Source organism: Protaetiibacter sp. SSC-01 (assembly GCF_014483895.1).
In the GTDB taxonomy this organism is placed as follows: domain Bacteria; phylum Actinomycetota; class Actinomycetes; order Actinomycetales; family Microbacteriaceae; genus Homoserinibacter.
This window is the reverse complement of record NZ_CP059987.1, coordinates 2,205,599-2,224,744: the sequence shown is the minus strand read 5'-3', so window position 1 is coordinate 2,224,744 and position 19,146 is coordinate 2,205,599. Positions and strand designations below refer to the sequence as shown.

Sequence of the window (19,146 nt, the reverse complement as noted above, 5' to 3'; positions counted from 1 at the left end):
CGAGGGGCGGCCGTTCTCGTGTGCGCGGGTGCCTCAGATCGTGAGCACGACCTTGCCCGCCAGATGGCCCGACTCGAGGTGGCGGTAGCCGTCCCTGATGCGCGCGAGCGGATACTCGGCTTCGATCCGCATGCGGAGCGTGCCGTCGACGAGCTCGCTCGCGAGGCGCTCGACGAGCTCGCGGTTCATGCCCTTGCGGCCCACGTAGCGCACGGCGTACCAGCCGTCGTAGCCGGAGATCGTGTTGATGCGGTCGCGGGCGACGCCGAGCGCGAGCGCGGTCTCGATCGTCTCGCGGCCCTGGTGGTCGAGCACGATGTCGATGCCCTCGGGCGCGAGAGCGCGGAGACGCTCCTCGAGGCCGTCGCCGTACACGATGGGCTCGACCCCGAGCTCGCGCAGCAGCGCGTGGTTGCGCTCGCTCGCCGTGCCGATAACGCGTGCGCCCGTGCGCACAGCCAGTTGCGAGGCGAAGAAGCCCACGCCGCCCGCGGCGGCGCTCACGAGCACGGTGTCGCCGGGCCGCGGATCCTGCGAGGCGACGGCGACGGCCGCGGTCTGGATGGCGACCGGGATGCTCGCCGCCCACGTCCAGGGCAGCTCGGCGGGCTTCGCTGCGAGCAGCTCCTCGGGAGCCGTCGCGTACTCGCCGATGACCCACTCGCCCGTACCGATGACCTCGTCGCCGACGCGGTAGCGCGCCGCCCCCTCGCCGACGGCGACGACGACGCCCGCGAACTCGCGGCCGATGCCGGAGGGGAGCGGGGCGACCGGCGTCGCACCGCGGCGCACCTTGACGTCGGCGGGGTTGAGCCCCGCGGCGCGCAGCTCGACGAGGTACTCGCCGGGTCCGGGCTCCGGTCGGGGCAGCTCGACGAGCTCGACGACCTCGGGGCCTCCGTAGCGGGCGTAACGGGCGGTGATCATGCGGCGTCCTCTCCGATCGGGGCGGCGCCGAGACCGGCGCGCACGCCGTCGACGGTCTCGAGCACGCGGATGCTCGTGGCGAGCGGGTGCAGGGGCGACTCGAGCAGGCCGTCGGCGATGTGCTGCGCGGCCCAGGCGGCCTGTCGGCAGAGCCCGTCGGTGCCGACGACGCCGGTCTCGTCGTCGAAGCGCGACACGGGCTGGTTGCGCACGTCGTACACGGTGAAGCCGCCGGGCTGCGGATGCCGCGAGTCGAGGTGGATGCGGCCCTCGGCCCCGCCGATCGCGGCGTGGCTCGGGGTCCACGTGCGCATCGTGGCGGCGATCTCGCCGGTCGCGCCGTCGTCGTGATGGAGGGTCGCGTTCCACTGGTCCTCGACGCCGGTCACGGCGAGCGTGCCGCTCACGTCGAGGCGGGTCGGGGCGCCGAGCACGAAGTCGTGGAACCACAGCGGGTAGACGCCGAGGTCGAGAGCGGCCCCGCCGCCGAGGGCGGGGTCGTAGAGGCGGCTCGTCGGGTCGACGGGCACGTTGCCGAGGCCGAGCTCGGCCTGCACGAGCCGCAGCTCGCCCAGGGCGCCGTCGGCGAGCAGGCGCTCGATGACGGTCATGCGCGGGTGGAAGCGCGTGTGCATCGCCTCCATCGCGAAGCGCCCCGCCGCGCGCGCCGCCTCGGCGATCCGGCGCGCCTCGTCGGCGCTCGCGGCGATCGGCTTCTCGACGAGCACGTGCTTGCCGGCCTCGAGGGCGAGCGTCGCGAGCGCGAGGTGCTCGGTGTGGGGAGCGGCGACGTAGACGATGTCGATGCCCGGGTCGTCGACGAGGGCGCGGTAGTCGTCGTAGCTGCGGTCGATCCCGTGGCTGCGCGCGAACGTCTCGGCCCGCTCGGCGCTGCGCGAGGCGACCGCGGCGATCCGCTGGTCGGTGTTGCGGTGCAGCGTCGACGCGAAGACGCCCGCGATGAAGCCGGGAGCGAGAACGCCCCAGCGCAGGGTGGGGCCTCCGACGAGGCGGGGGATGACGGGCTCGGGCAGCGTTGTCGGCAGCGACATGCCGTCATGTTAGGCGCGACCGACGTCGCCCCGACGAGGGTGGCGGACGCGCGCAACGGTCTGGCAGCGGCGGGCAAGGGAGCGAGCTGTCGCGGACGCGCCAGGCCCTGACGGCCACGCGCAAACGTCGCGAGCGGAGCGGTGGGTAGTATCCCGAGCGAGGCGCACGTATCGTGTGCCGCCCAGCCCGGGAGGGGGAGCGATGTCGGCGGAGGCGAGTGCCGTTCCGCGTCGCCCGAAGCGGGTCACGCACGCCGACATCGCGCGTGCCTGCGGGGTCTCCCGCGCCACGGTGAGCTATGTGCTCAACGACGTCGAGGGCCGCGCGATCTCGGATGCGACGCGCGAGCTCGTGCTGCGCACCGCGCGCGAGCTCGGCCACGTGCCGTACGCGCCGGCCCGGATGCTGCGCCTCGGCCGCAGCGATGTCGTGCTCGCCCTCGTGCGCGACTTCTCGCCCGGCTACATCTCGAACACGCTGCTGCGGAAGCTCGACGTCGCGCTCGCGGAGCGCGGTTTCGTGCTGCTCATCCACCGCTACGACGAGTCGCTGCGCTCCGTGCAGGAGCTCTGGCAGCTCGTCTCGCCGAGCCTCGTCGTCGTCATGGGCGGCCTCACCCTCAGCGAGCAGGAGGGGCTCGAGAACACCGCGAGCCGCGTCCTGCGCGTGCACGGCACGATGCCGAACGCGCGCATCGGCCGACTGCAGGCCGACCACCTGACCGCGAAGGGGCATCGCGTGCTGGGCTACGTGCTGCCGAGCGAGCCGAGCCTCCAGCTCATCGCGGGGGAGCGTCTCCGCGGCCTCCAGGACGAGTGCGCGCAGCTCGGCATCCCCGAGCCCGTCGTGTGCACGGTCGATCCCGCCGACATGGACTCGGTGACCGCCGCGCTCGACGTCTTCCTCGCGAGCGAGGGGCTCACGGCCGTCGCGACGCACAACGACGAGATCGGGCTGCTCCTGGTGAGCGCGCTGCAGGCGCGCGGGCTCGAGGCGGGGCGCGACCTCGCCGTCATCGGCGTCGACAACATCCCCTCCGCCCGGCTCGACCTGACGACCGTCGAGATCGACGTCGACCGCTGGGGCGACGACGTCGTGGCGTCGGCGATCGCGCTGCTCGACGACATCGAGCCCGAGCCGATCGACCACGATCTGCTGCACGTCATCGAGCGCCGCACGGCCTGACGCGCCCCGTCGCGACCGCCACCCCCGGCGTGTCGCGGATGCGAACTTGACGCCGCCGTTTACACGAGTAAACTCCCCTTTCAATGTTGGTTACTCGTGTAACGGATACGAGTAACGGACACGAGTAACCACTGCCCAAGGAGTCGATGATGACCACGCCCGCCCCCGCCGCCGTCCCGCCGACCGCCGTCCGGATCGACCGCCTCGAGGTGTTCTCGCTCACCGCGGGGAACTGGACCCTCGGCGACCGCCCGGGCGGGGAGTCCTACTTCGACGTCGCGTACCTCGTGGCGGGCGTCGCCCGCCTCGGTGCGGAGCCCCCGGCGCTCGGCCCCGCGCAGCTCGCGGTGCTCTGCGGATCCGGACGCGTGCGGGTCGACGTCGCGGGCGACGCCGAGCTCATCGTCGTGCGCGTCCCCGAGAGCGCGGCCGGTCCGCACGCGCCCGCCCTGCGCGCCGCCGCCGGCCGCGTCCAGGTCGCCGCGACCGGAACCTCCGGTCTCGTCGCCCACCTGCTGCGGGGACTCGCCGCGCAGGGGCAGGCGTGCACCGACCACCCGGCCCGCCTCGCGCAGCACGTCGTGGGGCTCATCGGCCTCATGTGCCTCGACGCCGCAGACGACGACCCCACCAGCGGATGGCGCTCCTCGATGCTGCGCGACGCCCTCGACTACATCGAGGAGCATCTCGGCGAGCTCGACCTGACGCCCGACCGCATCGCGGCCGCCCAGAACATCTCCACCCGCACCCTGCACCGGCTCTTCGAGCGCGAGGGCATGACCCTCGGCGCCTGGATCCGCACCCGCCGCCTCGAGCACTGCCGCACCGACCTCGCCGACCCCGCCCAGGCGGGCGTCTCGGTGAGCGCGATCGGGGCCCGCTGGGGCCTGTGGGACGCCGCCCACTTCAGCCGCCTGTTCAAGTCGACCTTCGGGGCCTCGCCTCGCGCGTACCGGCAGGCCGCCCTCGGCTCGACCGGCGCATCCGAGCTGCGCGCATCCGCGTAGCACGGCGGTCTCGAGCAATCGCGAGTCGGGCGTAGGCAAGACGCCCGGCCGCGGCTCGCGCACTCTGGGAACCACACCACACGGAAGGACACCGGTGAAGGAACTGAAGGTCGCGCTCGTCGGAGCCGGATTCATGGGTCGCGCGCACAGCCTCGCCTACGCGCTCGCGCCCATCGCGAGCGATCTCGGCGCGACGATCGTCAAGCAGGTGCTCGTCGACGCGAACGCCGAGGTCGCGGCCACGGCGGCCTCCGCGTACGGCTGGAACGAGTCGGGCACCGACTGGCGTGCCGCCGTCGCCCGCGACGACATCGACATCGTCGACATCTGCACCCCGCCGCAGTTCCACGCCGAGATCGCCCTCGCGGCGATCGAGGCGGGCAAGCACGTGTTCTGCGAGAAGCCCATCACGAACGACCCGGACGAGGCGCGCGCCATCGTCGCCGCAGCCGAGAAGGCCGGAGTCGTGACGCAGGTCGGGTACAACTACCGCCACACGCCCGCGGTGTCGTTCGCCAAGAAGCTGCTCGACGAGGGCAAGCTCGGCACGCCCCTGCAGTTCCGGGCGAGCTACACGCAGGAGGTCGGCTTCTGGGCCGACCCGAACCGCTGGCGCGCCACCAAGGCCACGGGCGGGTCCGGCACGGTCGGCGACATCGGCTCGCACATCATCGACCTCGCCGAGCACCTGTTCGGCGACATCGTGCGCGTCGCCGCGCGCGCCCGCAGCTACTCGGGCGACGGATGGCGCCCCGAGTCCGAGCGTGTCGAGGGCGACCTCATCGACGACGCGGCCGTGTGGCTCGCCGAGTTCGCGAACGGCGCGATCGGCACCTTCAGCGTCAACCAGTACGGCGTCGGCCGGAAGAACCGCGTCTACTTCGAGTTCGACGCGAGCCGTGCCGCCGTGCAGTTCGACTGGAACGACCGCGAGGTCTTCCGTGTCGCCTACGTCGACGAGCCCGCCGACCACCGGGGCTTCCGCACCATCCACACGAACGACCAGCACCCCGACGGCTGGTGGCGCCTCGCCGGCCTCGGCACGGGCTACCCCGATGTCTCGGCGATCCAGATGCAGCACTTCGTGCGCGCGATCGTCGACGGCACGCCCACCGCGCCCGACTTCGCCCGCGCGGCGCACGTCGAGGACGTCGTCGCGGCCGTCTACGCCGCCGCCCAGTCGGACAGCTGGGTGACGGTCGGCGAGGCGGGGGCGCACGCATGAGCCACGCGCACGAGGGCGAGCCCAACATCCGCTTCAGCACCAACATCATCGGCTTCTACGAGTCGGGCTGGTGGGGGCTCGAGCCGGGCCTCAACCACCCGCGCTGGACTGAGGCCTTCTGGGCCGACCCGCGTCGCTACTTCGACGGGATGCTCGACGGCGCCCGCGACGCGGGGCTCGAGGGCGTCGAGCTCGCCCCCGACCCGGCCGGCTGGGAGGCCGCGCTCAAGGTCTACGGCAGCGTCGACGGCTTCCGCGCCGCCCTCGACGAGCGCGGACTCGAGCTGAGCTCAAGCTACGCCCACGGGCGCCAGCTCATCGGCAACGCGATCGCCGACCCCGAGCTCATCCCCGTCGCCGACGACGCGTTCCGCCGTCACGCCGAGTTCCTCGCCGAGATGGGTGCAGGCACGATCGTGTCGGGCAACCTCCCGCGCAGCCGGTTCGGCAACGAGAGCCCCGACGACACGGCGACCGAGGAGGACTTCACCCGTCCGGTCGACCGCGAGGTGCACGAGCGCTTCGCCGAGCACCTCAACCGCCTGGGCGCGATCACGATCGAGCACGGCGTCAAGATCGCGATCCACACCGACGCCTACTCGATCTGCTCGCGCAACGAGGACATCGCGACGGTGCTGGAGCTCACCGACCCCGCCTCGATCGCGCTGTGCCCCGACGCGGGCCACATCACCCTCGACGGCGGCGACGCCGTGGCGGTGCTGCGCGACCACATCGACCGCATCCCGACGATGCACTGGAAGGACTGCATCGGCCCGAAGTCCGGCCACCTCCAGCGCGGTGACCAGAAGCAGCGCCACGAGCAGACGATGCAGTCGTTCCGCATCCTCGGCTCGGGCATCGTCGACTGGGAGACGTGGATGCACATCCTGCGCGAGCACGGATGGAGCGGCTGGGCGACCGAGGAGATCGACCACTCGCCCGACCCGGTCGTCGAGCTCGCGCAGGGCCTCGAGTACTTCCGCGAGCACCTGGCGCCGATCTACCGCTGATGTCCGGTCCCGAGCAGATCCCGGTGGGCGGCACCGCGGCCGCCCCCTTCGAGGAGCTCCGCGAGGTGTTCGCGCGCGCCGTCTCGGCACAGGGCGAGGGCGGCGCCGCGCTCGCGGTCGTGCGCGACGGCGAGCTCGTCGTCGACCTGTGGGGCGGCACCTATGCGGCCGACACGGTGCAGCCGGTCTTCTCGGTCTCGAAGGCCGTCACCGCGATCGTCGCGGCCCACGCCGCCGACGCCGGGCTCCTCGACCTCGACGAGCCCCTCGCGAGCGACTGGCCCGAGTTCCGCCGCGCCTCGACCGCCGCGATCACGCCCCGCATGGTGCTCGCCCACCGCTCCGGCATCGCCTCGCTCGACCGCCGGCTGGGCTACGACGAGCTCATGGCCGGCGCCGCCGAGGACGCCGTCGCGCAGCAGGAGCCCTACTGGGAGCCGAACACGCGGCACGGCTACCACGCCTTCACGTTCGCCCCGCTGCTCGAGGGCGTCTTCCGGCGCCGCGTGGGCACGACCGTGGGGGAGTACCTCGCGGAGCACGTCGCGGGGCCGCTCGGCGTCGACGTGTGGCTCGGGCTGCCGGATGCCGCGTTCCCGCGCGTCGCGAAGGTGCGCTACCTGAGCCCCGCCATCTCGGAGACGCGCGCCGCCTTCGTGGCCGCGAGCGGCATCCCCGCGGGCACCACCGCAGCGCTCTCGCGCGAGATGGACATCTACAACGACCCGGGCTTCCTCCGGGCGGGCTTCCCCTCCTCGAGCGGGGTCGCGGGCGCACGCGACCTCGCTCGTCTCCTCGCCGCGACGCTCGACGGCCCGCTGCTGTCGGATGCCGCCCGTCGCTCGTTCGAGGAGGTGCTGTCGCGCGGCACCGACGCCGTGCTCGGCGTCGAGACCGCGTTCTCGTCGGGCATGCAGCTGCCGTTCGCTCAGCTACCGCTCTACGGCGGCCGCTCCTACGGGCACGAGGCGGCGGGCGGCTCGTTCGTCTTCGCCGACCCCGACTCGGGCCTCGCGGTCGCCTGGACGACCGACGTCTTCCCCCGCATGGCGGGGGCGAGCCCCGCGGGGCTCGCCCTCGTCGACACCATCCGCCACTGCATGCGGGGGCTCGCCCCGCGCACCGAACCCAGGAGTCAGCGATGACCGCACCCCTCATCGAGCACATCGGCATCCTCGTGCCCGACCTCGAGGAGGCGATCGAGCGCTGGTCGACGGTGACCGGCTACACGTTCAGCCCGATCGGGCGCTACCGCACCGAGCGCTACGCCGACCACAGCGACCCCGAGCCGCACTTCCACGACGCCCGCATCTCGTTCTCGCTCGAGGGCCCGCCGCGTATCGAGCTCATGGAGGTCACCGGATCGGGCACCCACGGCCCGGACCAGCTCGGCATCCACCACCTCGGCATCCAGAACGTCGCCGACCCCGAGGCACACCGCGAGCTGCTCGCGAGCAGGGGGGTCGCGATCGACGGCTGCTCGTTCGACGAGCAGGGCCGCATCTTGCTGATGTTCACCGACAAGAACTTCCTCGACGGCATCCGCATGGAGTTCATCTCGCCGCTCCCCGGCCCGCTCGTGGCCGACGACGGGTCGCCGCTGTGGCGCGACCCCGTCACGGGCAAGGCGAGCCTCTGGGGGCCGCCGGCGTCGTGATCGGCGTCGTCGAGGGCGTCGCCGTTATCGGCGCGATCATCCTCATCGGCTACGTGTGCGCCCGGCTCGGGGCGTTCGGCGAGGAGACGGCGAACGCCCTCACCCGCGTCGCGTTCTACGTCGCGACGCCCGCGATCCTGTTCCGGATCCTCGCGCATGCCGACCTGCGCATCATCCTGTCGGACTACATGCTCGTGGCGGCCGTGAGCGCGGCCGCGGCGGCCGTACTGTACCTCGTGCTGTCGCTGGCGTTCTTCCGGCGCGGCGCGGGCGAGACCGCGATCGGCGCGGCGAGCGTCGTGTTCCTCAACAGCAACAACATGGGGCTGCCGGTCGCGATGTTCGTGCTCGACGACCCGCAGGCGATCGCGGCCGTGCTCGTGCTGCAGCCCATCGCGTTCACGCCGGTGCTCATGGCGGTGCTCGACGGCACCTCGGGTCGGCCGCTCTCGCTCGGGCGCATCGTGACCCAGCCCCTGCGCAACCCCGTCGTCGCGGCGTCGGCGACGGGCGTGGCCATCAGCCTCTCCGGCATCCGGCTCCCGGATGTCGTGGAGGTGCCGCTCGACTTGCTCGCGGACGCTGCGATCCCCGTCGTGCTGCTCGCCTTCGGGGTGTCGCTGCGCGGCCGTCGGGTGCTCGAGCCCGGGAGCGACCGGCTGCCGATCGTCGTGGCGACCGTCATCAAGGCGATCATCATGCCGCTCGTGGCATGGGTCGTCGCGGGGCCCCTGCTCGGCCTCGACCCGGCTATCGTCTTCGCGACCGTGGTGATCGCCGCACTGCCGACCGGGCAGGTCGTGTACACGTACGCCGAGCGCTTCGGGAAAGGCGTCGTCCACGCGCGTGACGTCGTGCTTCTCACCACCGTGGTGGCCGTGCCCGTCCTGTTCCTCGCGGCGGCGCTCCTGCATCCGAGCTGACCTGCACACGCAGGAGCCTGACGCGCGTGGTCAAGCGCCGTTCGGCGCGGATGGGGAGCATGGCCGCATGCCCAGCGAAATGACCTCCCAGCAGCAATTCGACGCCGGCCTCGCGGTGCGTCGTGCCGTGCTCGGGGACGCGTACGTGGATCGCTCGCTCGCCGCGATGGACGACTTCACGCGCGACCTGCAGGAGCTCGTCACGGAGTACTGCTGGGGTCGCGTGTGGACCCGTGACGAGCTGCCGCGGAGAACTCGCAGCATGCTCAACCTCGCGATGATGACGGCTCTCAACCGCCCGCACGAGCTCGCGATCCACGTGCGCGGCGCCGTCAACAACGGCGTGAGCCGCGAGGAGATCCGCGAGGTGCTCCTGCAGGCCGCCATCTACTGCGGTGTGCCGGCCGCACTCGACGCGTTCCGGGTCGCGCGCCAGGTCTTCACGGACATGGACGCCGAGGCGTGACGGGCGCCGCCGAGCGGCTGCCGCTCGTCGGCCGCGCACCCGACCAGATCGCGTACGTCGTCCCCGAGCTGCGCCCGGCCGTCGAGCGCATGGCGCGTGTCCTCGGCGTCGCCGAGTGGAACGTCTGGACCTACGACGGCGCCTACGTCCCCGTGCGCCGCTATCTCGGCGAGGACGCCGACTACACCTCCGTCGTGGCGATGCCCTCCTACGGCCCTGCCCTGGAGATCATCCAGCCGGTTACCGGGCCGAGCATCTACACGACGTTCCTCGACGAGCGCGGACCGGGCCTGCACCACGTGGGCTACTACGTGCCGTCGCTCGCGGAGGCCCGTGCCCACTTCGCCGGACTCGGCATCGGCGAGGTGCTCAGCGGGGGAGGACATGGTGTGGACGGCGACGGTGCATACGCCTTCTTCGATGTGCGAGACGTGGTGGGATCGTACGTCGAGGCGATCGAGGCGCCCGCCCGTCGCCGTCCACCCCACGAGCGCATCCGGGTGGAGTTGTGACGCGGCCGCGCTACCGCGACCTCGCCGTGCGCGAGGACGCGCCGCGGGGCACCTCCTGGGGCGTGTACGGTGCCGACGACGAGATCGGCACGCTCAACGAGGCGACGCCCGACCGCGCTGTGGCCGCCGCATCCCTCGTGCGCGAGGGTGTCGCGTTCCCGCTCTCGCTGCCGCTCGACGAGCCCGACCCGCCGCTCTTCGGGCGCCGCGGCTTCACGCACACCGTGGTGCAGGAGCCGACGTCGCTCGACGACCGCATCGACGACCTGCACCCCCAGGCCTCGAGCCAGTGGGACTCGCTCGCGCACGTGCGGCATCCGGAGCTCGGCTTCTACAACGGCGTGCCCGCGGGTGCCGTTGGCGTCGGCCGCGGATCCCGTCTCGGCATCGACCGCTGGGGCGCGCGGGGCATCGCAGCGCGCTTCGTGCTGCTCGACGTCGCGCGGCACCGCGCCTCCTACGGTCGTCCGATCCGCTGGGACGCGCGAGAGCTGATCGGCGTCGACGACCTCGTGGCGACCGCGGTCGCCCAGGGCGTCGAGCTGGCGCCCGGCTCCGCGGTCCTCGTGCGAACCGGATGGCTCGCGGGCTACCGCGCGGCCTCGCGCGAGGAGCGCGCCCGCATCGCCGCGATGGTGCCGAGCGACGACCTCTCGCGCGACCGCGAGCTCATGCCGCCGACGCCAGGTCTCGCGGCGAGCGAGGACCTCGCTGCGTGGCTGTGGGACGTCGAGGCCGCGGCGATCGTCGCAGACAACCCCGCGCTCGAGGCCATGCCGTTCGAGCGCGACAGCGTCGACGGCTGGCTGCACTACCGCCTCATCCCCATGCTCGGGATGGCGGTGGGCGAGCTCTGGGACCTCGACGCGCTCGCCGAGCACTGCGCGCGCGAGGACCGCTGGGAGGGCCTGCTCACGGCAGCGCCGCTGCGGATCCCGGGCGGTATCGGCTCGCCCGCGAACGCCCTCGCCCTCATGTGACCGCTGTCGCGGCATCGCCTGGCAGGCGCACGCAACTAGGTGGCGGGCGCGTGCATGTGGACCGCGAGGGCCATCGGGATGCTGGGCGTTGCGCGGAGCACCGTCCGCCGTACCCGGGTGTCGAGGACACCACCTTCAAGGAGGAAGACGTGATCACAGAATTCGGAAAGCGCGGCCGCCGCGGCCTCGCGCTGGGCGCGCTCGCGCTCGCCGGCGTCATGCTCGCCGGCTGTTCCATCGACGGCAGCAGCAACGGCTCGAAGGACGGCGGCGACGACACGTACACCGTCGGCATCGTGAGCTACGACACGACCACCCTCTCGGCGAAGTCCGAGACCGACGGTGCCAAGACCGCCATGGAGGCCGAGGGCTGGGAGGTGCTGAGCCAGGACCCGAAGGGCGACGCGGCTCAGGCCAACACCATCTGCACGCAGTACGTGACCCGCCAGGTCGACGCGATCGTCATCTCGGTGTTCGACACCAACCAGATGGCCCAGTGCATGACGGGCGCCGCCGCCGCGCAGATCCCCGTCTTCTACCTCGCCGGCTCGCTCGCCGACGGCGTCGCCGGCGCCATCTCGACGACCGCCGCCTCGCCGGTCAACGAGTACATGATCGAGCAGATCAAGGACCTCCCGAAGCTCAAGATCCTCGCCATGACCCTCCAGCCCGGCGCTCCCTGCCGCGCGCGCGAGGCCGACCTCGACGAGAAGCTCGAGGCCGCGGGTCTGAGCGACAAGATCGAGAAGCACGAGGTCGTCGTGCCCGGTCAGGTGACCGACGCGCAGAACGCCACCGCCGCGTGGCTGCAGGCGAACCCCGAGAGCGAGGGCTCCGACCTCGTCATCTGGGCGTGCTTCTCCGACCCGGCCATGGGCGCCTACGCCGCGCTCCAGCAGGCCGACCGCGACGTCCCGATCTACACGTGGGACTTCTCGGACCAGGTCGTCGAGCCGCTCCGCAGCGGTGACATCTCCGCGGTGCTCTACATCGACGCCGCGGGCGAGGGTGGCCAGCTCGTCGAGCTCATCAAGGCCCACCTTGCCGGCGAGGACCCGCAGGAGGTCGACGCGAACACGATCATCGTGACGCCCGACAACCTCGAGGAGTTCCTGGCCGAGCACCCCGAGTACGCGGCCTGACGCACCCCTCACCATCCGACAGGAGACATCGATGACCGACGCCGCGCCCGCATCCCCGCTCATCAGCGCCCGTGGACTGACCAAGTCCTTCGGTGCGGTGCGTGCGCTGCGCGGCGTCGGTCTCGACATCCTGCCGGGTCAGGTGCACGGGCTCGTCGGCGCGAACGGCGCAGGCAAGTCCACGTTCCTGAACGTGCTCGCCGGGGTCGTGACCCCCGACTCCGGCGAGCTGCTCGTGGCGGGAGAGCCGACCGACGTCGGCTCCCCGCGCCGCGCGGCGGACCTCGGGTTCGCCTTCATCTACCAGGAGCTCGCGCTCGTGCCCGAGTTCTCCGCGATCGACAACATGACGATCGGCGTGCGGCCCACGACGCCCCTCGGCCTCGGTGACGCGCGCCGTCGCAAGGCGCTCGCGCGCGAGGTCGCCGAGCGGCTCGATCTGCGCTTCTCCCTCGACAAGCCCGTGCGCGAGCTCTCGATCGCCGAGCGCGGCCTCGTCGCCATCGGCCGCGCCCTCGTCGGTGAGGCCCGCTTCGTCTCCATGGACGAGCCCACCGCCTCGCTCTCGGACGTCGAGTGCGAGCGTCTCTTCGGCATCGTCCGCGAGCTCTCGGCCGCGGGCGTCGCCGTCGCCTACGTGAGCCACCGCCTCGACGAGATCGAGGAGCTGTGCGACGCCGTCACCGTGTTCAAGGACGGCCAGACGGTCGCCTCCTACGAGCGGGGCGGCTACACCCGCGAGGACCTCGTGCTCGGCATCACGGGCGCCGGCAGCGTCGCCGAGACCGTCGAGACCCCGGATGCGCCCGTGAAGAGCGACGCCGACGTCGTGCTCTCGGTGCGCGGCCTCGCGCGCGGCCCCCGCGTGCACGACGTGTCGTTCGACCTCCGTCGCGGCGAGATCCTCGGTCTCGCGGGCGTCGTCGGCGCCGGCCGCACCGAGACTCTCCGCCTGATCTTCGGAGCCGAGCGCCCCGCCGCGGGCGAGATGACCCTCGGCGGCCGCCCCTACCGTCCGCGCTCGGTCTCCGACGCGATCACCCGCGGCGTCGCGCTCGTGCCCGAGGAGCGGCGCTCTCAGGCCCTCGTCATGGACGAGAGCGTGCTCTTCAACACCAAGATGGGCGGATGGCGCAGCGCCCGCGCCGTGAGGTGGCTGCCCTTCCTCGCCGACGGCCGCGCCCGCGCCCTCGTGCGATCGATGGTCGAGCGGCTGGGTGTGAAGACCGCATCCGTCCACTCGCCCGTGCGCACCCTCTCGGGGGGCAACCAGCAGAAGGTCGTGTTCGCGCGCTGGCTCGCCCGCGACATCGGGATCATGCTGCTCGACGAGCCGACCCGCGGCGTCGACATCGGCGCCCGCCGCCAGATCTGGGCCACCGCGGAGGAGTTCGCCGCCCAGGGCGGCGCCGTCGTCGTCGTGTGCAGCGAGCTCGAGGAGCTCGCCGTGTGCCACCGCGTCGTCGTGATGGTCGAGGGCCGCACTCTCGGCGAGATCGAGGGGCCCGGCGTGACCGAGGCCCAGATGCTCGAAGCGATCTACACCCAGGAAAGGACGTCGTCGTGACCCTCATCGAGAGCCCCCAGGCCTCCGCCGAGCACACGCGCAGCCTCGCGTCGCGGATCGGACGCCGCACGGCCGCGATCCTCGGACGCTACGGCGCGCTCATCGCGCTCGGCGTGCTGCTCATCGTCTTCAGCATCGCGTCGCCGTACTTCCTGACGATCCCGAACCTGCTGCAGGTGCTCAACCAGTCGGCGCTCTCCGCGATCGTCGCGGGCGGCCTCACGCTCGTGCTCGCGAGCGGGCAGTTCGACCTCTCGATCGGCTACATGGTGAGCCTCTCGGGCATCATCGTCACGATCCTCATGCTGCAGGGTGTGCCGATCCCCCTCGCGATCATGATCGCGCTCCTCGCGGGCGTCGTCGTGGGCCTCGTGAACGGCTTCCTCGTGACGGTGCTGCGCGTCAACGCGCTCGTCGGCACGCTCGGAACGGGCAGCGCCCTCATCGGCGTCAACTACTTCATCTCGGGCGGCACCCCGCAGCCCGTCTCGACGCAGTTCCCCGAGTTCCTGCAGATCGCGATCGGCAACTGGATGGGCGTGCCCAAGCCCGTCTTCTACATGGCGGGCGCGTTGCTCATCCTGTGGGTCGTGCTCAACAAGACCGACTTCGGCCGCAACCTCCGCGCGACGGGCGGCAACACCGAGGCCGCGCGCCTCACGGGCGTGCGCACGGGTCGCGTGACGACGACGGCGTTCGTGATCGCCGCCCTCTTCGCGGCCGTCACGGGCGTGCTGCTCGCGTCGTCGATCGGCAGCGGCCAGCCGACGGGTGGCGACAACTACACGATGTCGTCGTTCGCCGCCGCGTTCCTCGGCTCCACCGTGCTGCGCGAGGGCCAGTTCCACGTCGTGGGAACCCTCGTCGGCGTCGTGACGGTCGCGGTCGGGTTCAACGGCCTCGCACTCGTGGGCGTGCCCTCGTTCGTGCAGTTCCTGTTCCAGGGCATCCTGCTCATCGCCGCCGTGGCCTTCAGCAGCATCGGCCGCCGGCTCAGCCAGGAGTAGGCGGTGGCGCTGCCCGTCGTCGATCACATCGGCGTCCTCGTGCTCGACCTCGAGGAGGCCATGGCGCGCTACACGCGTGCGCTCGACGTCGAGTTCAGCCCCGTGGGCCGCTACCGCACCGACCGCTACGAGGACGACTCGAGCGACTGCCCGCACCGCCACGACGCACGCTTCGCCGTCACCCGCGGCCCGGGTCCCCGCATCGAGCTGCTCGAGGCGACCGGGGAGGGGACGCACGCCGCGCGCCACGCGGGCGTGCACCACCTGGCCTTCACCGGCATCCGCGACCTCGATGCCGAGTACGAGCGCGTGACGGCAGCGGGGGTGCGCGTCGAGGCGCAGAACACGGATGCCGAGGGCCGGCGCCTGCTGTTCTTCGCCGCAGCCGAGCCCTGGAGCGGGACGCGGCTCGAGCTCGTGTCGGCGCTGCCCGGCCCCATCGTGCTCGACGACGGCAGCCCCGCCCCGGTGGACCCGCGCACGGGCCGTCCGAGCGTGCTCGCCCTGGAAGGAGAATCATGACCGAGATCCCCGCCTACCGCGATCTGCCGATCGCCCCCGAGCACCCGCCGCGCTCCGCGTGGGGTGTGTGGGGCGACGACGACGAGATCGGCGCCATGAACCTCCTCACGCCCGAGCGCACGGCCCAGGCCGCGCGCCTCGTGCGCCGCGGCGCCGTGTTCTCGCTCAACTGGGAGCTCGACGAGCCGAGCCCGCCGATCCTCGGCCGCGGCCGGCTCGAGCACACGATCATCGACGGCCCCTCCGGGCCCGACGACCGCTACGACTGCTTCTACCCCCAGGCCTCGAGCCAGTGGGACGCGCTCGCGCACGTGCGGCATCCGCGCTACGGCTCCTACAACGGCTGGACGACCGCGGACCTCACGGCCGACCCGCCTCGCTTCGGCATCGACGCGTGGGCGCGCAAAGGCCTCGCGGGCCGCTTCGTGCTCGTCGACGCGGAGCGCTATTTCGCCGAGCGGGGCGAGCCGATCGACGCGGGCACGACGCGCGCCATCACGGTCGCCGAGATGAAGGACATCCTCGACGCGCAGGGCGTCGCCCTCACGCCGGGCACGTTCCTCCTCGTCCACGTCGGCTGGATCGACTGGTACCTCGCGAGCGACGAGCAGACGAAACTGCGCCTCGCGCGGGGCGCGGACTTCTCGACGACCGACCACGACCTCGAGCACTTCTTCCCGGCTCCGGGCCTCGACCGCGCCGAGGAGATGGCCGAGTGGCTGTGGGACTCGGGCGTCGTCGCCGTCGCCTCCGACTGCCCCGCGGTCGAGGCGATGCCCATGCAGCGCGACGACTCCGAGGGCTTCCTGCACTACCGCCTCGCGGCGCTCCTCGGCATCGGGATCGGCGAGATGTGGGACCTGCGCGCGCTCGCAGCCGACTCGGCCGTCGACGGCGTCTACGAGGGCCTGCTCGCGTCCGCACCGCTCAACAAGCGCGGCGGCACGGGATCGCCCGCGAACGCGCTGGCGTTCAAGTGACGCGCGTCGCGGTCGTCGGCCTCGGACGGATGGGCGGCGCGCTCGCCGCGCGGCTCGTCGCGGCGGGGCATCACGTGCACGGCGCCGACCCCGTGGCCCCGGCGCGCGAGCGCCTCGCAGCAGCGGGCGGCCGGGCCTCCGCGTCGGCCGTCGAGGCGGTCGCGGGCGCCGAGGTCGTCGTGCTGCTGCTGCCCGACTCGGACGCCGTCGAGGGCGTGCTGCGCGACCCCGCGATGCGCGAGGCGCTCGCCGTGGATGCCGTGGTCGTCGACGCAGGATCCTCCGACCCCGCGCGCACGCGTGCGCTCGCGGAGGAGCTCGCGGCATCCGGCATCGGTCTCGTCGACGCCCCCGTCTCGGGCGGCGTCCTGGGCGCCGAGAACGGCACCCTCACCGTCATGGCGGCGGGGCCCGACGCGCTGCTCGACCGCGTCGCGGGCGTGCTCGAGGTGTTCGGCCGCGTCGTGCGGGTGGGACCCGTCGGCGCGGGGCACGCCGTCAAGGCCCTCAACAACCTGCTCTCGGCGTCGCATCTGCTGCTCACGAGCGAGGCGGTGCTCGCGGGGGAGCGCTTCGGCGTCGAGCCGGCCGTGCTGCTCGAGGTCGTGAACGGCTCGAGCGGCCGCAGCGGATCGAGCGAGCTCAAGTGGCCGCGCTACATCCTGCCGGGCACCTTCGACTCCGGCTTCGCGCTCGCCCTCATGGTCAAGGACGCGCGCATCGCGACCGGCCTGCTCGAGGAGACGGGCGTCGAGAGCCCCGTGGCGTCGGCGACTCTCGCGAGCTGGCGGCGCGCGCTCGAGGAGCTCGAGCCGGGAGCCGACCACACGGAGATCGCCCGGTGGCTCGCGCGGTGAGACCCGCATCCGCATCCGCACCCGCCGGCGGCGCGTCCTTCGCGCCGACCGTCGTGGCATTCGGGGCGGCGGGCCTCGTCGCGTTCGCCGAGCTCTACGGCGTGCAGGCGCTCCTGCCCGCGATCGCGCGCGAGTTCGCCCTCACGGCGTCGTCGGCCGCGCTCGTCCAGTCGGCGGGCGCGCTCGGCCTCGCGCTCGCGGTCGTGCCGTGGTCGATCGTGGCCCGCCGCGTGCGGCGCGGCACCCTCCTGCGCATCGCCGTCATCGCGACGATCCTGCTGAGCCCCCTCGTCGCGGCGACCGACGGCATCGTCTCCCTCCTGCTCGTGCGCTTCGTGCAGGGGGCCGTGCTCGCCGGCATCCCCGCGCTCGCCGTGACGCACCTGGGCGACGTGCTCGACCGCACGCGGGCCGCCGCCGCGGCAGGCTGGTACGTGAGCGGCACCGCGATCGGCGGCCTGAGCGGCCGCCTCGTGGCCGGGGTCGTCGGGGCGTTCGGCGACTGGCGGATGGCGCTCGTCGCGGTCTCGGTGCTCTCGGCGATCGCGGCGGCGGCCTTCCTCGTGCTCACGCCGCGCGTCGTCGAGGTGCCCGACGCCCCCGGCGCGGCGCGCCGTGCCCTGCGCGACCCTCGGGTGCTCGCGCTGTGCGCGCTCGCGTTCCTTCAGATGGGGGCGTTCGTCGCGATCTACAACTTCATCGGATTCCGCCTACTGCACGAGCCGTTCGGGCTGCCCGACATCACCGTGACGGCCGTGTTCGTCGTCTACCTCGTCGGCTCGTTCACCGCCGCGCGCTCGGGCCGCATCGTCGCGCGGATCGGGCGGCACCGCCTCGTCGCGGCGGGGCTCGCCGCGCAGATGATCGGCGCGCTCGTGACGCTGCCCGAGATGGTGCCGACGATCGTGCTCGGCCTCGTGATCGTGACGGCCGGCTTCTTCGCGCTGCACGCCGTCGCCGCGGGCTGGGTCGCCGAGCTCGGGCGCGGCAGCGCCCTGCCGTCCGCCCTCTACACGATCGCCTACTACGCGGGCGCCGCCGTGCTCGGCTGGGCGCTCGGCCTCGTCTTCGACCTCGGCGCGTGGCCCGGGTTCGTCGCGGGCCTCGTCGCCGTCGGCGGCCTCTCGAGCGTCGCCGCGGTGGCCGGCCTCGGCAGGAAGGAGCTCACGTGAAGCTCGGATTCGTCCTCCCCGTCGAGGGCGCCGTCGCGTCGCGCGCGGCCGTGCTCGACACCGCACGCGCCGCGGAGGCCTCCGGCGCCGACAGCGTCTGGACGACCGACCGCATCCTGCAGCCCGGCGCCCCGCCCGGCGGCTACCCCTACTCCGAGGATCGCGGCGCGATCGCGTTCCGCACGGGTCGGGCGTGGTTCGAGCCGATCGCGACGATGGGGCTCGTCGCGGGCGTCACGGAGCGCGTGCGGATCGGCACGAACGTGCTGGTCGTGCCGTACCGCCACCCGGTCGTGCTCGCCCAGGAGCTCGCGACCCTCGACGCGCTCTCGGACGGCCGCATCCTGCTCGGCGCCGGGATCGGCTGGATGGCCGAGGAGTTCGCGGCGCTCGGCGTGCCGCGGAGCGAGCGCGGGCCGCGCACCGACGAGGCCATCCGCCTCATGCGCGAGCTCTGGCGCTCGAGCGACGCCGTGCGTTTCGACGGCCGCTTCTGGCGGGTCGACAACATGGGCCTGCCCGCGCAGCCCGCCCGGCCGGGCGGCCCGCCCGTGCTCATCGGCGGCAACTCGGATGCGGCCCTCGACCGCGTCGTCGCGCTCGGCGACGGCTGGCTCGGCGCCGACCTCGACCCCGTCGAGACCGCGGCCGTGCTCGAGCGCATCGCCGAGCGGAGGCGCGCCACCGGCCGCCCCGCCTCCGAGCTGGAGCTCTCGACGCGCATCCGCGTGGAGCCCGAGGGCGGCGACGACGCCCTCGGCGGCGTCGACCCGGGGGCGCTGCGCGATCGCCTCGCGGCCTACGCGGCGATCGGCGTCGACCTGCTCGTGATCGACGTCATGAACCTGCCGCACGCGCCGACGGCCGTCGAGCGCATCGCGGGGTTCGCGGGCGCGTAAAGCGCCCGCGGGAGGCGGGCCGGGCGCGTGTCGTCGCAGCCGCGTAAGCTCGATC

General features: G+C 72.9%; 20 protein-coding genes. 18 read left to right on the top strand and 2 right to left on the bottom strand.

What is annotated here, in order from left to right:
* Window positions 1–33 precede the first annotated feature (33 nt).
* Together H4J02_RS10530 and H4J02_RS10525 are read right to left on the bottom strand one after the other, a co-directional pair.
* Window positions 34–927 carry an NADP-dependent oxidoreductase gene (locus tag H4J02_RS10530; protein ID WP_187674535.1) on the bottom strand — a complete coding sequence of 298 codons (894 nt, stop codon included), beginning with the start codon at window positions 925–927 and terminating at the stop codon, window positions 34–36.
* Window positions 924–1,979, bottom strand: coding sequence for a Gfo/Idh/MocA family protein (locus H4J02_RS10525; RefSeq protein WP_187674534.1), 1,056 nt, complete (start codon window positions 1,977–1,979; stop codon window positions 924–926). Before H4J02_RS10525 ends, H4J02_RS10530 begins: the two co-directional genes overlap by 4 nt.
* A gap of 292 nt (window positions 1,980–2,271) precedes the next feature.
* On the opposite strand from H4J02_RS10525, the gene H4J02_RS10520 reads away from it, so the two are divergent.
* The 18 genes from H4J02_RS10520 to H4J02_RS10435 all read left to right on the top strand — a co-directional run bounded on the left by H4J02_RS10520 (window position 2,272) and on the right by H4J02_RS10435 (window position 19,091).
* Window positions 2,272–3,165, top strand: a complete 894-nt coding sequence (locus tag H4J02_RS10520) for a LacI family DNA-binding transcriptional regulator (RefSeq protein ID WP_187674533.1) — start codon at window positions 2,272–2,274, stop codon at window positions 3,163–3,165.
* A gap of 149 nt (window positions 3,166–3,314) precedes the next feature.
* Window positions 3,315–4,172: a helix-turn-helix domain-containing protein gene (locus H4J02_RS10515; RefSeq protein ID WP_187674532.1), complete on the top strand. Its 858-nt coding sequence runs from the start codon at window positions 3,315–3,317 to the stop codon at window positions 4,170–4,172.
* A gap of 94 nt (window positions 4,173–4,266) precedes the next feature.
* Window positions 4,267–5,397, top strand: coding sequence for a Gfo/Idh/MocA family protein (locus H4J02_RS10510; protein WP_187674531.1), 1,131 nt, complete (start codon window positions 4,267–4,269; stop codon window positions 5,395–5,397).
* Window positions 5,394–6,407, top strand: coding sequence for a sugar phosphate isomerase/epimerase (locus H4J02_RS10505; RefSeq protein WP_187674530.1), 1,014 nt, complete (start codon window positions 5,394–5,396; stop codon window positions 6,405–6,407). Before H4J02_RS10510 ends, H4J02_RS10505 begins: the two co-directional genes overlap by 4 nt.
* The gene (locus tag H4J02_RS10500) at window positions 6,407–7,552 is read left to right on the top strand and encodes a serine hydrolase domain-containing protein (protein ID WP_187674529.1); all 1,146 of its coding nucleotides are present in this window, start codon (window positions 6,407–6,409) and stop codon (window positions 7,550–7,552) included. Before H4J02_RS10505 ends, H4J02_RS10500 begins: the two co-directional genes overlap by 1 nt.
* On the top strand, window positions 7,549–8,064 hold the full coding sequence (locus H4J02_RS10495) for a VOC family protein (protein ID WP_187674528.1): 516 nt from the start codon (window positions 7,549–7,551) through the stop codon (window positions 8,062–8,064). Before H4J02_RS10500 ends, H4J02_RS10495 begins: the two co-directional genes overlap by 4 nt.
* Window positions 8,061–8,987 (top strand): AEC family transporter, encoded by a 927-nt coding sequence (locus tag H4J02_RS10490; RefSeq protein ID WP_187674527.1) that lies wholly within the window; start codon window positions 8,061–8,063, stop codon window positions 8,985–8,987. The genes H4J02_RS10495 and H4J02_RS10490 overlap by 4 nt, the downstream gene beginning before the upstream one ends.
* 79 nt (window positions 8,988–9,066) lie before the next feature.
* Entirely contained in the window at window positions 9,067–9,453 is a 387-nt protein-coding gene (gene pcaC, locus H4J02_RS10485; RefSeq protein WP_187676546.1) for a 4-carboxymuconolactone decarboxylase, read from the top strand.
* Window positions 9,450–9,965: a VOC family protein gene (locus tag H4J02_RS10480; protein WP_187674526.1), complete on the top strand. Its 516-nt coding sequence runs from the start codon at window positions 9,450–9,452 to the stop codon at window positions 9,963–9,965. The genes pcaC and H4J02_RS10480 overlap by 4 nt, the downstream gene beginning before the upstream one ends.
* On the top strand, window positions 9,962–10,945 hold the full coding sequence (locus H4J02_RS10475; protein WP_187674525.1) for a cyclase family protein: 984 nt from the start codon (window positions 9,962–9,964) through the stop codon (window positions 10,943–10,945). The genes H4J02_RS10480 and H4J02_RS10475 overlap by 4 nt, the downstream gene beginning before the upstream one ends.
* Before the next feature lie 149 nt (window positions 10,946–11,094).
* Window positions 11,095–12,087 (top strand): sugar ABC transporter substrate-binding protein, encoded by a 993-nt coding sequence (locus H4J02_RS10470; RefSeq protein WP_187674524.1) that lies wholly within the window; start codon window positions 11,095–11,097, stop codon window positions 12,085–12,087.
* A 31-nt stretch (window positions 12,088–12,118) separates the two neighbouring features.
* Window positions 12,119–13,654, top strand: a complete 1,536-nt coding sequence (locus tag H4J02_RS10465) for a sugar ABC transporter ATP-binding protein (RefSeq protein ID WP_187674523.1) — start codon at window positions 12,119–12,121, stop codon at window positions 13,652–13,654.
* Window positions 13,651–14,661 carry an ABC transporter permease gene (locus tag H4J02_RS10460; protein ID WP_222942171.1) on the top strand — a complete coding sequence of 337 codons (1,011 nt, stop codon included), beginning with the start codon at window positions 13,651–13,653 and terminating at the stop codon, window positions 14,659–14,661. The genes H4J02_RS10465 and H4J02_RS10460 overlap by 4 nt, the downstream gene beginning before the upstream one ends.
* 3 nt (window positions 14,662–14,664) lie before the next feature.
* A complete protein-coding gene (locus tag H4J02_RS10455; RefSeq protein ID WP_187674522.1) occupies window positions 14,665–15,183 on the top strand; it encodes a VOC family protein in 519 nt (172 codons plus the stop codon).
* Entirely contained in the window at window positions 15,180–16,163 is a 984-nt protein-coding gene (locus tag H4J02_RS10450; RefSeq protein ID WP_187674521.1) for a cyclase family protein, read from the top strand. Before H4J02_RS10455 ends, H4J02_RS10450 begins: the two co-directional genes overlap by 4 nt.
* Window positions 16,160–17,020 carry an NAD(P)-dependent oxidoreductase gene (locus tag H4J02_RS10445; RefSeq protein ID WP_222942170.1) on the top strand — a complete coding sequence of 287 codons (861 nt, stop codon included), beginning with the start codon at window positions 16,160–16,162 and terminating at the stop codon, window positions 17,018–17,020. The genes H4J02_RS10450 and H4J02_RS10445 overlap by 4 nt, the downstream gene beginning before the upstream one ends.
* Window positions 17,017–18,192, top strand: coding sequence for an MFS transporter (locus H4J02_RS10440; protein ID WP_187674520.1), 1,176 nt, complete (start codon window positions 17,017–17,019; stop codon window positions 18,190–18,192). The genes H4J02_RS10445 and H4J02_RS10440 overlap by 4 nt, the downstream gene beginning before the upstream one ends.
* Window positions 18,189–19,091 (top strand): TIGR03619 family F420-dependent LLM class oxidoreductase, encoded by a 903-nt coding sequence (locus tag H4J02_RS10435; RefSeq protein WP_187674519.1) that lies wholly within the window; start codon window positions 18,189–18,191, stop codon window positions 19,089–19,091. The genes H4J02_RS10440 and H4J02_RS10435 overlap by 4 nt, the downstream gene beginning before the upstream one ends.
* The last annotated feature ends 55 nt before the right edge of the window (window positions 19,092–19,146 follow it).